Genomic DNA, 11274 nt, shown 5'->3' with positions numbered 1-11274 from the left:
AAACGGTCAAGGCGCGGTGGGGCGCAGGCCCACAAGATCAAGATAGGCTTGCCGCACGTCCGGCGGTGGCCCCCGGTCGGGCAGGGCGATCCCGACGACGGCGGCTTGGACGCTCAGGGCCGCGTCGGCGGGCGCCTCGACCTCCAGCACATAGGCCCCGGGGGGCAGGCTGCGGTACTGCACCAACCCCGTGCCGATCAGCGTGCCCTTGGCGTCGAGCAGCCGGACGGCGGCGGGATCGCGCAGCGCCTTAACGCCGACGCCGATTTTCCCGGCGCGCGGCACGGTGAAAGCAAAGGCCCGGCTTTCCCCCGCCGCCAACGGCACCGGGGCGGAGAGACCGTCTGGAAGGGGCGTCACCGGGCTGACGGTCAGATCGAGGCTACCGCTCAATCCGCCATCTTGGGCCGCGGCCAGATGCAGATCGACCGGCCCTGGCGGCAGATAGCGATACCAGTCGGCGCCGGTCGGGAACAGGCGCACGCTTTCCGCCCCCTCACCACTGCGCAGGCCCGCGATCACCGGCGCCGTACTGCGGATGTGCAGCAAGCCTGGCTCGGCCAGGGTGAGTTTGAAGGCTTGGGCCGGGCCACTGAGGGGCAGGCTTTTCGGCAGGGTAAGGGTTTGGGCGGCGGTGTCAGGCCATAGGCTCGCCCCCGGCCCGTCGAGCCAAACGGCGACCAGCCCGTCAGGATGATCGAGGGTCAGCACTCCCGGACCCGCTACTGGAAGGCGCGATCCGCGCAACACCTGTCCATTCGCCCCCTGCCAAACAGCGGTAGCCCCTTCGATCCGCAAGGATTGGCCAGGGGCTGCCTCAACCGTCAGCACCAAAGTTCCGGCGGCCGGTAGGAAGCGTTTGAAGCTCTGCTGTGCCGTCACCGTCAGGCGCAGGTCGGGCACGGGAAGCTGCCGCAGCGCCGCCTGGGCCGGGGTCGTCCCGAGGTTATAGAGCCGCAGCCGGTCGGCCTTGGTTTCAAGCTGATAGGCGGTGGGCGCGCCGGTACGGCCCATCAGCGGCAGCCCGTCCAGCTCCGCTGCCACGCCCGCGGGCAGGTCGAGCATCAACCGCTTCGGGCCGCTGGCGAGGGTGAGGTCGAGGCTCCCCCGCGCGGGGAGCGGGGGGCTCAGGGCGGCGGCTTTGCCGTCCATCTGTATGGGTTTATCAAGAAGATGCCGGGTGAGCGTGACCAGCGGCATCGGTTGGGAACCGAGGGCGGTCAGGCGCACCTGCGCCGCCGGTCCCGTCGCCAACGCGCTCCCAGGGGATAGGCCCGCTGCACCCCCCAAAGCAAGCAGCGGTTGCCCTTGCGGCGCCTCGGCGTGCCACAGCGTCACTTTCCCCTCGGGCACGGCCCCCGCCGTCAGCGTAACCGGCCCGGTCGGGCGCAGCACCAGCGGTTCATCCCCGGCCAGGGTGAGCGGTTTGACGGTTAGCGGCATCGTTTCAGGGCTGGGGCGGAACAGCCATAGGTCTTCCCCAGCAGGCAGGAGCACCGAAGCAGGCACTGGGTGCGCAATCCCATCGGCGCCGGACAGGGCGGTCAGCCCGCTCGGCAGCGGTCCAAGGTCGAGCGCTGGGGCTCCCGGTGCGCGCAGGCGGGCGACGGCCAGCGGCAGCCCATCGAGCGCGGTGAAGCGCAGCCCGTCCCCCATCGCCTGAGCGGGTAGATCGAGCGCGCGTAGCGTGACACGGTGCCCAGGGGTATCGCCCCCGCTGAGGGCGACGATCCGAAGCCGATAGGCGCCCCCCGCCGCAGGCAGCAGGGCGAGGGACGGCGCGGAGCCGCTGGCCTGGTCCAGCGTTTCCCACGGCCCGTCTGCCGCCGCCTGCCGTTCAAGGCTAAGCAGCAGTTCTGGCCCCGGTGCCGCGTCGATCCGCAGTGCCGTCGGGCCGAGCGTGAGCGGCAGCAGGGTTTGCGCCCCGCCCACGGGGATGCTGTGGCTTTGCCCGCTGGTGAGGGTCAAGGGCGCCAGCGGCGTTTCCGGTAAAGGGCTGAGCGTGAGTTCCACCGCCCCGGCGGCTAAGTGTGCGAGGGGGGAGAGGCTGGGGTCGAGCGCGGGCGCCGCATCGGGCATCTCGGGGGTGGCGTCGGCGGTTTCTTCCTCCTCGGCCGTTTCAGGGTCAGCCGAATAGTTTTCCTCTGGTACGGTGGCGGGATCGACCCCGGCAGGCGGCGGGGTGACGGCATCGACGCTGAGCGTATAGCGCCCGGCGGGCAGGGCGCGGACCAGCACGAAGTTCCAATCGTTCAGCCGGTCATCAGCCTCCGCCACGATCCGCCCCTCGGCATCGCGCAGGGTCGCCCGCACGTCCTGGGTGCCGTAGGAGGTAAGGCGGACCGTTTGCGGCGTCGCCAGGCTAAAGCTCTGGCGGGTCGGCAGCGGCACCCGGCGCGGCTGATCGGGTAGAATTTCCTCGGTCGCGCTGGTCAACCGGTAGCCCAGGCGATTGTTACGGGCGAGCGCGGTGACCGCCAGCCGGTAGCGCCCCCCCGCGACCGTGGCCGTGAAGGGCCGGGCAGCGCTGATTTGGCCGACGCTCTTATAAGTGCCGCCGTCCTCGTACAGCAGGTCGCCGACCATGCCCTCGGTCAGCGTCAGGGTCAGGCGCGTCGGGCCGGGCAGGGCGAAGTCCCATTGATCGGGGGTGCGCGGCGCGTCGGGTTGGGCGGGTTCGAGCCAACGGAAATCTTGTGCAGTATTCAGCGTTAGCGGGTGCGGCCCATGCCCTTGCGGCGCGGGTGGTGCCTCCGTCGGCGGCGTCAGGCGAACAACGGCGCGGGCGGGCAGGGCGGGCGGCAGAAGGACGAGGCGATAGTCCCCCGCCTCCAGCGCGACGGTCAGCAAGCGCCCTGCCGCGCCGAAAGGTTCGGTTTCTTGGCTGAGGGGGAGGAGCGGCCAACCGTCCGTATCTTCCAGGCGGAAGGCGATGGGATCGGCCAAGCTCAGCACCTGAAGATCGTAGGGGCCGCGTTTCGCAACCGTAAACGGCAGGATCGCCCCGGCCCCGCGCGCCAGGGCGACGCGAGCGGGCGTGTCGATCCGCAAGGGCGGGCTTTCGGCCAGCGGCGCGCGGCTTAGCGACAGGCCGACGCGGCCCTGGGTTTTGCGCAAGGCGGTGAGATCGACCTGATAGCGCCCGGCGCGCAGATAGGGTTCCAGCACGGCATTATGGCCGGGGCCATTTTCGGCCGCGCGGGCGAGGTGCGGCAGGAGAAGCGTGCGTATCCCCGCCTGCACGGCAAGCCGCCCCTGGGTTTCGATGCGGTAGAGGCCCGCCTCCTCCACCAGCAGATCAAACCGGCGCGGGTCGGTTCCTGACAGATCGAGCGCATAGGTTTGACCCGCCGTCAGGCGCGGATAGGCGGGGGGTGGCGGTTCTGCGCCGCCGGACGGGGGCGGCGGCGTGGCGGCGCGGGTTTCAAGCGCGACCCGCAGGCCCAGCGGCGCACTGTCCGCATTCTTAACGGTCAGCTTATGCGCCCCAGCGGTCAGCGCCGCTTTGCCGGTGGCCGGTTTACCGTCGAGTTGGAAGGGCAGCGGCTTGCCCACCTCGTCGTTAACACTGAGGGTGCCCGCCGTTGCGGGGGCTAGCGGCAGGTCGAAACTCTGGTCGGGGGCGAGGCCGAGCAACACGGGCGCGGCGGCGGTCAGTTTCAACGGCAGCGGATAGACTGCCATCCCCGATGGGGCGCTGGCCCGCTCCGGCACCATGATCAGCGGGTAATTGTAGCTGGCATTCGGCGGTTCCGGCACCAGCATCGATAGCAGGCGGCGAGCGGGCGGGGCGGCGGGGGTGTCGGTCGCCGCTTCCCCCGTCAAAATCACCTCCACCGGGCCGGTTTTGGCCGAACTAGGGCGCAGCGACAGGCGGTAGAGGCCCGCATCGAGATCGAACGCGCCGGAGGGGCTATTCGGCACCGCCTCGTAGCTGCCCGCCGGATAAAGCGACCAAAAATGCGGCACGCCCTGGGTTTTCAGCCGATAGCGCCCGGCCTCGGTAATCTGCACATACAGCGTTTCGCGCCCATCGAGCGTCAGACTGCTCCGTACCCCATCGGTAGAACCGAGGCGCAGGGCGGCGGTCGCTAAGAGTTTATCGTAATCACCGACATAGGCCGTCAGGGGAAAGCCGCCACTGCCCGGTGCGGCATCCAGCAGGGTGACGAGATGGGCGGCTTTGGCACTCGGTAGCCGGGTTTCTTCGGTGGTGACGCGCGGGAAGCTGGTCAGGGTGAAGGCCTGCCCGGGCGCCCCTTCCAAGGTGATCAGCGTGCCTTTGGCGTCGGCGGCGAAGCCCATCGCGGCAATCGGGCGGCGGTTCAGCCGGGTAATTTCGGCAAAGCCGGTCCCCCGGGGGGAGGAGAGACCGCGCGCCGCGAGACGCACGGGGGCGACCGATGGCAGTTCGACGCGGGCGTAATCGACCGTGGCGGGCACGATTGCCTGCTCGATGCCCGTCGGGCCGATGGTTCCGGTGCGATACTCCAAGGTGGTTAAGCGCTGTGGCGCAAGGCGCAGGGCGGTGGGCATCTCGGTCGCGTCCTCGGTCCAGCGCAGCGGCGCGCCGCCGTATAGGGTGAGCTTATAGCGCCCCGGTGGCAGGCTGCCCGCCAGCGTCAGCACCCGTTGAGGCCGACCGGGGGCAGCGTCCGTCACGCGCGTTTCGGGCGTAAGCGGTGCTAGCTCCGTTCCGTCGCGCCACAGCCGCAGGTCGGCAAGCGCGCGGCCCGTCGCCAGGATCGCCACCGGGTCGGCCCCAACCGTGACCCAATACGAACGCTGCTGCCCGTCCTCCAGGGTCGTCGCGAGCGTCTCGCCCGGCGCTTGGGCCAGCGGCAGGGCGGGGGCGTGCAGTTCCGTCGCGCTGCGGGCGGTAACGGTGACATGCCCATCGGTCTTATCGGCGCCGGTCAGGATCAGCTTATAGCGCCCGCGATCCAGCAGTGCATCGATGCGCCCGTCGCGCTGGCCGGCCTCACCCGCCTCGCCGAGCGGCCCGGCGATCATATCGACGAGTTTTAGGGCAACGCCGGTGGCGCTCTCGGTTTTCACCGTCACCCAGGCGGGGGCGTCGAGGCTTAGATAGCTGGTCTGCCGCCCGGTTGCGGGAAGCTGGGCCGGGTCAACGGCGACCGCTGGGCCGGGGTGCGGCTGGCTGGGCGGTGTCGAGGGTTGCGGCGCGGCGGCCGCTTTCAGGGCAGCGATCTGTTTTTCGTAGGCTTGCATCAGGCAGGCCAACACCGGGTCGCCTGCCGGGGGGCGGATCAAGCCACAAGCCCCCGGCGTTTCCGCCAGCCAGCGCCGATGATCGGCCAGCAGGGCCGCGCGCCCGTCACCGGCCTGTTTCACTGCCGCATCCAGCGCCAGCTTCAACCGATCATCGAGGGCATTGAGGGCAGGGGTCGTGCAGATCAGCACTTCGATGGCGGCTTTTGCCTTGGCGCAGTCGAAGCTAGCGGCGCGGGCCTGCGGGGTGATACTGGCCCCCCCTGCCCAGAGACTTAGCCCCAACAGCCCCAGTTGGACGACGCCCTGCCTGCGCATAGGAAATATCCTTTCGGATCAAACCGCTATTCTGCGGTTGCCGGGGCGCAGTATGCCCTTTTATCGGGGGGCGCGCAAATGCGCCCGGGGCTGCCCCTAAGATGTCTCAGGCGTGTAGGGCAGGGTCAGGATAAAGCGCGTGCCCGCCCCCAGGCTGCTTTCGCAGCGGATGGTGCCACCCCAGCGCCGGATGATGCCGTAGACGATGGAGAGGCCAAGGCCAGTGCCTTTCCCGAATTCCTTGGTCGTAAAAAACGGCTCGAAAATCCGCGCGCAGGTGGTTTCGCTCATCCCGGGGCCGGTATCGGCAATACAGAGTTCCAGCGCGCTGTCATCGGGGGCCGGGGCGGTGGTGACGGCCACTTCCCCGCCGTCCTCCATCGCCTCGCGGGCGTTTTTGATCAGATTGGCGATAATCTGCCCCAGTTCGGCGCGGGTGCCGACGATGGGGCGGTTGCCCGCCGGGGTATGGGCGAGGGTTAACTTCATCCCCGGCGCCAAATCGGCGGCGACGCGGGCTTCTTTGTCGATGACCGTGACCGGGTCGGCGATGATGCCGATACCGCCGAGATTGCGCGGGCGGGCGAATTCCAGAACGGTGCGCACGATGTCGCGCGCTTGCCGGGCGCTGGCCAGTACGGTTTCCATCGCCTCGCGGTCGCGGTCATTGTCCGCCCGTTCGGCGGCGAGGCGGGAAAAGGTCAGGATCGGTTGCAGCAGATTGTTGATCTCGTGGGCAACGCCCCCTGCGACCCGCCCGAGCGCGGCGAGATTGCGCTGAAGCTCCCCCTCGCGGCGGGCTTGTTCGGCGCCGGTTTCATCGCGGAAGGTGCCGCGGAAACCTATCAGCTTATCGGCCTCGTCGCGCACCGGCACCCCGTTCATCTCGATGAGCCGCCGCCCGAGCGGGCCCAGGTCGAAGGGCAGGGTCAGATTCCGGAAGGGCCGGGCCGTGGCCAGCGCCGCTTCCACCGCATGGACGGCGGTATCGCCCCGCGCGTCGAGCGGGACATGGTTCACCCAGCGGTCGCCCAGCATGAGGCTGAAGGCATGGCCCAGATCGTCGCCGCCTTCGACCTGGCTCAAGCGGCCATCCGGCGTCATATCCCAGAAAACATCGTGGGCAGATTCGGCTAACTGGCGGTAGCGCAGATAGTTTCGCTCCAACTCCCGCTTTGCGCGGGCGCGGGCGGTTACGTCGATGAGGCTGGAGAAGATGACCGTCCGCCCCTGCCACTGGATCGGGCGGGTGTGGATATCGACGTAGAATTCCCCGCCCTGCCGGTTAAGGCCGCGCACGTCGGTTAGGCTGACCGGCTGGCCGCTCTCCAGGACGCGCGCCCACACCACAAAGGCCCGCACTAGGCGCTGAATCGGGATCAGATCCTCAAGCCAACCGAGGGCGATCACCTCCTCCGGCGTTTCAAAGCCCAGCAGTTTGGCAAAGCGGCGGTTGGCGTAGAGCGGCTGAAGCCGGTCGTGAATCAGAATAGCCTGATTGCTACCGTCGAGCAGGGTCGCGAATAGTTCTTGGCGATCATCCGCGTCCTCGGGCATCGGGGACGGGCCGTTAGCGGCGGAAGCAGGGCTGGTCACGCGGACTCCCGGTTTGACTCGAGCGCGCAAAGGCGCTATAGCCACGCACCTTATCGCGGGGTTTTCCACAAGGGAAGATCCTCCGCCGGTCCGCGAGTGTCGCGCACCGGCGCTTTTTGTTTTGTGTAAACGGGTTCGGAACGCGCATGTTCGAAGGCTTGAGCAATCGGTTAGGAGAGGTTTTCGACCGCCTGAAAAAGCGCGGTGCCCTCTCGGAGTCCGATGTCTCGGAAGCCCTGCGCGAAGTGCGCATCGCGCTGCTCGAAGCCGATGTCGCCCTGCCCGTCGTCAAAGATTTCATCAATTCGGTCAAGGAACGCGCCGTTGGGGCGGAGGTGATCAAGTCGATCACCCCCGGTCAGATGGTGGTGAAGATCGTTCACGATCACTTGGTCGAACTGCTGGGCGGCACGGTCCAAACGCTCGATCTGGTGGCAGCGGCCCCGGTTGTCGTGATGATGGTTGGTCTGCAAGGCTCGGGGAAAACCACCTCGACCGCCAAGATCGCCAAACGCCTGAGCGACCGCGACCGTAAGAAAATTCTCATGGCCTCCCTCGACGTTGCCCGCCCGGCGGCGCAAGAGCAGTTGGCCGTGCTGGGGCGGCAGGTCTCGGTCGCAACCCTGCCCATCGTTCCCGGCCAGCCGCCGGTCGAGATCGCCAAGCGCGCGCTGATGGTCGCCAAGACCGAAGGCTATGACGTGCTGATGCTCGATACGGCGGGCCGTCTCGCCATCGACGACGCGCTGATGGCCGAAGTGGAAGCGGTGCGCGACGCGACCCACCCGGCGGAAACGCTGCTGGTCGCCGATGCGATGACCGGCCAGGACGCGGTGAATACGGCGCGCATTTTCAACGAGCGCGTCGGCCTGACCGGCATTGTGCTCACCCGGATCGACGGCGATGCGCGCGGCGGCGCGGCGCTGGCCATGCGCTCCATCACTGGTAAGCCGATCAAGCTGCTCGGCACCGGCGAGAAGATGGATGCGCTGGAAGATTTCCACCCGGACCGGATCGCCGGGCGCATCCTGGGGATGGGCGATGTCGTTAGCCTTGTCGAAAAGGCAGCCGCGACCATCGACCAGGCGGAGGCGGAAAAGCTCGCCGCCAAGATGCAGAAGGGGACTTTCGACCTCGACGATTTCCTCTCCCAGCTTCGCCAGCTCAAGAAGATGGGCGGCATGGGTGGGCTGATGGGCATGCTGCCCGGCATCGCCAAGGTCAAGAAGCAGATGTCGGAAGCCAAGATCGACGATGGCATGCTGAAGCGCCAGGAAGCGATCATTCTGTCGATGACCAAGGCTGAACGGCGCGATCCTAAACTGTTGAACGCCAAGCGCCGCGTGCGCATCGCCAAAGGTTCCGGCACCGATGTTGCCGACGTGAACCGGCTGATCAAGCAGTTCGGCGATATGCAAAAAATGATGAAGCAGGTTCAGGCGATGGGCAAATCCGGCAAGCTCGCCAAAATGATGCCCCAGCTTCAGAACATGATGGGCAAGGGGGGCTTTCCGCGATGATGGATCACGTCTCCATCGGCGTTTCGGATTATGCCGCTGCCCGCCGCTTTTACGATACGGTGCTGGCCGCCTTGGGGCTGAAGGCGTTGATGGCGTTTCCTGACCAGAAGGTTGCGGGCTATGGCGCACCAGGCGCTCCCGCTCCCTTTTTCTGGATCGGCGATGCCCATCAGCCGGATACCCAAGGCCAGGGCCGCTCGCTCGGCAGCGGGCCGGGGCTGCACCTTTGTTTCCGCGCGCCCAGCCGGGCGGCGGTTGATAGTTTCTATGATACGGCTTTGCGTATGGGGGCAGACGATAACGGTGCGCCGGGTCTGCGCCCCCATTACCACGCCAATTACTATGGCGCCTTCGTCGTCGATCCCGACGGCTGGCGGCTAGAAGCGGTTTGCCATTCGCCGGAAACGGACTGAGTGGCGGAACTTGTGTGTTTGACTGTGTAAACCCTGAAGGAAGTTACTAAAATGGCTCTGAAGATCCGTCTGACCCGTGGTGGTGCGAAGAAGCGTCCGTATTATCGCATCGTCATCGCTGAAGCGACCTCGCCGCGCGATGGTCGTTTCCTCGAAAAGGTCGGCGCTTACAATCCGATGGTCGCTCAGGATCATCCGGAACGCCTGACGCTCAACGAAGAGCGTATTAAGCATTGGCTGTCGGTGGGCGCCCAGCCGACCGATCGCGTTGCTCGTTTCCTCGGCAAGGCCGGTCTGATCGAAGCCCGCACCTATCGCGAAACCCCGACCAAGTCGGCGCCGAAGAAGAAGGCCCAGGAACGCGCTAAGGCCGCTGCTGCGGCTGCCGCTGCAGCCGAGTAAGTCTGACGGGATTTGCCGATGACGTCGCCGTCTGACACTGCTTCGCGTCTTTGCGTTGGCCGGTTCGCCGGGGCGCAAGGGGTGCGCGGGCTTGTGCGGCTGCAAAGCTTCACGGCAGACCCGAAAGATATTCTGCGCTACCGCCCCTTGTTCGACGAGCAGGGGCGGGAACTGCGGCTCGCTTCGGGCGGGCAGGCTCCCAAAGGCGCCAAGGGCGATGTTCTCGTCCTGAAGGTCGATGGGGTGGCGGATCGCGATGCCGCTCAGGCCCTCAACGGTTTGCGCGTCTATGTGGATCGGGCGGCCCTGCCGCAGCTTGAGGGCGAGGAAGACTTTTACCACGCCGACCTCATCGGCTGTGCCTGCGTGACGGAGGAGGGGGAAACTCTCGGCCTCGTGCGGGCCGTGCATGATTTCGGCGCGGGCGATGTGCTGGATGTGGCGGGCGGCGCGCGCGGAAGCCTGTTGCTGCCGTTCACCAAGGCCGTTGTGCCCACGGTGTCGATCACCGAACGGCGCTTGACCGTCCGGCTGCCGGTCGAAGTGGCCGGGGAGCCGGGGCGCGATCGTGCTGAACCCGATGCCGAGGATGCGGCGTGACCGCTGCACCCTGGTCGGCAACAGTGCTGACGCTGTTTCCAGAGATGTTTCCCGGCATGCTGGGCTATTCTCTGGCCGGGAAGGCACTGGCAGCGGGTAAGGTGCGGTTGGAGGCGGTGCAGATCCGCGACTTTGCCACGGATAAGCATGCGTCGGTCGATGATTCGCCCTTCGGTGGCGGCGCGGGCCTTGTATTGCGGGCGGATGTGTTGGACCGGGCCTTGCGTTCGGTGACAGTGCCCGGCGGCGACCGGCCAGTGATCTACCTCTCGCCGCGCGGCACACCGCTGACGCAGGCGCGGGTGATCGAGTTGGCCGAAGGCCCTGGGCCGGTGCTGCTGTGCGGGCGCTACGAAGGCGTCGATCAGCGGGTGCTGGACGCCTGGGGTATGGAAGAGATTTCGGTGGGGGATTATGTGCTGTCGGGCGGCGAGCCTGCGGCCCTGGTGCTCCTCGATGCCTGTATCCGCCTATTGCCGGGCGTGATGGGCAATGAGACTACGACGGTGGAAGAGAGTTTTTCGCACGGTTTGCTGGAGTATCCGCACTATACCCGCCCCGCCGAATGGGACGGGCGGGGGGTTCCCCCAGTGCTGCTGTCTGGCAATCATGCGGAAATCGCGCGCTGGCGTTTGGCGGAAGCCGAAGCCGTAACGCGCGCCCGCCGACCCGATCTGATGCAGGCCTATCAGGCCCGCACAGCCCCGGCCAAAAGGTAGCTTCTGGCCGTTTTTTCGATAAGCCCCGGTCCAAAGCCGACGGCTTCTCTCGAACTGAAAGGAAGACGACGTGAATATCATTCAGACTCTCGAGCAAGAGCAGATCGCGAAGCTCACCGCCGAAAACCCGATTCCGGTTTTTGCCCCCGGCGATACCGTTCGTGTGAAGGTGAAGGTTATCGAAGGCACGCGCGAGCGCGTCCAGGCCTATGAAGGCGTGGTCATCGCCCGCAAGAACTCCGGCATCAACTCCAACTTCACCGTGCGGAAGATTTCCTACGGCGAAGGTGTTGAGCGCGTGTTCCCGCTCTACTCGCCGCGTCTCGCCGGGATCGAAGTTGTGCGTCGCGGGGCCGTGCGCCGCGCGAAGCTCTACTACCTGCGTGATCGTCGCGGCAAGTCGGCTCGTATTGCCGAAAAGACCACGCCGCGTAAGGAAAAGGGTGCGGCGGCTCAATAAGCCTGCCGATCACA

8 protein-coding genes are annotated in these 11274 nt (G+C 66.9%); 6 read left to right on the top strand and 2 right to left on the bottom strand.

Going from position 1 to position 11274, the window contains the following annotated elements; translation table 11 throughout:
• Nucleotides 1–6: 6 nt before the first annotated feature.
• Together CHR90_RS18815 and CHR90_RS18810 are read right to left on the bottom strand one after the other, a co-directional pair.
• The gene (locus CHR90_RS18815) at nt 7–5550 is read right to left on the bottom strand and encodes a lysozyme inhibitor LprI family protein (protein ID WP_094410649.1); all 5544 of its coding nucleotides are present in this window, start codon (nt 5548–5550) and stop codon (nt 7–9) included.
• Between the two features lie 96 nt (nt 5551–5646).
• Nucleotides 5647–7146 (bottom strand): sensor histidine kinase, encoded by a 1500-nt coding sequence (locus tag CHR90_RS18810; RefSeq protein WP_141211000.1) that lies wholly within the window; start codon nt 7144–7146, stop codon nt 5647–5649.
• 146 nt (nt 7147–7292) lie between these two features.
• Between CHR90_RS18810 and ffh the strand changes: the two genes are divergently transcribed.
• The 6 genes from ffh to rplS all read left to right on the top strand — a co-directional run bounded on the left by ffh (nt 7293) and on the right by rplS (nt 11260).
• Entirely contained in the window at nt 7293–8666 is a 1374-nt protein-coding gene (gene ffh, locus CHR90_RS18805) for a signal recognition particle protein (RefSeq protein WP_094410647.1), read from the top strand.
• Nucleotides 8663–9079: a VOC family protein gene (locus CHR90_RS18800; RefSeq protein ID WP_094410646.1), complete on the top strand. Its 417-nt coding sequence runs from the start codon at nt 8663–8665 to the stop codon at nt 9077–9079. The genes ffh and CHR90_RS18800 overlap by 4 nt, the downstream gene beginning before the upstream one ends.
• A 51-nt stretch (nt 9080–9130) precedes the next feature.
• On the top strand, nt 9131–9481 hold the full coding sequence (gene rpsP / locus CHR90_RS18795) for a 30S ribosomal protein S16 (RefSeq protein WP_094410645.1): 351 nt from the start codon (nt 9131–9133) through the stop codon (nt 9479–9481).
• An 18-nt stretch (nt 9482–9499) separates the two neighbouring features.
• Entirely contained in the window at nt 9500–10081 is a 582-nt protein-coding gene (gene rimM, locus CHR90_RS18790) for a ribosome maturation factor RimM (protein WP_094410644.1), read from the top strand.
• Nucleotides 10078–10800, top strand: coding sequence for a tRNA (guanosine(37)-N1)-methyltransferase TrmD (trmD, locus tag CHR90_RS18785; RefSeq protein ID WP_267890200.1), 723 nt, complete (start codon nt 10078–10080; stop codon nt 10798–10800). Before rimM ends, trmD begins: the two co-directional genes overlap by 4 nt.
• A gap of 70 nt (nt 10801–10870) precedes the next feature.
• Complete coding sequence (gene rplS, locus CHR90_RS18780) at nt 10871–11260, top strand: 50S ribosomal protein L19 (RefSeq protein ID WP_094410642.1); 390 nt, start codon at nt 10871–10873, stop codon at nt 11258–11260.
• Nucleotides 11261–11274 lie beyond the last annotated feature (14 nt).

It is taken from the genome of Elstera cyanobacteriorum, from assembly GCF_002251735.1.
Taxonomy (GTDB): Bacteria; Pseudomonadota; Alphaproteobacteria; order Elsterales; family Elsteraceae; genus Elstera; species Elstera cyanobacteriorum.
Note: the sequence above shows the minus strand (reverse complement) of the source record. Positions and strands in the feature narration are given on the sequence as shown.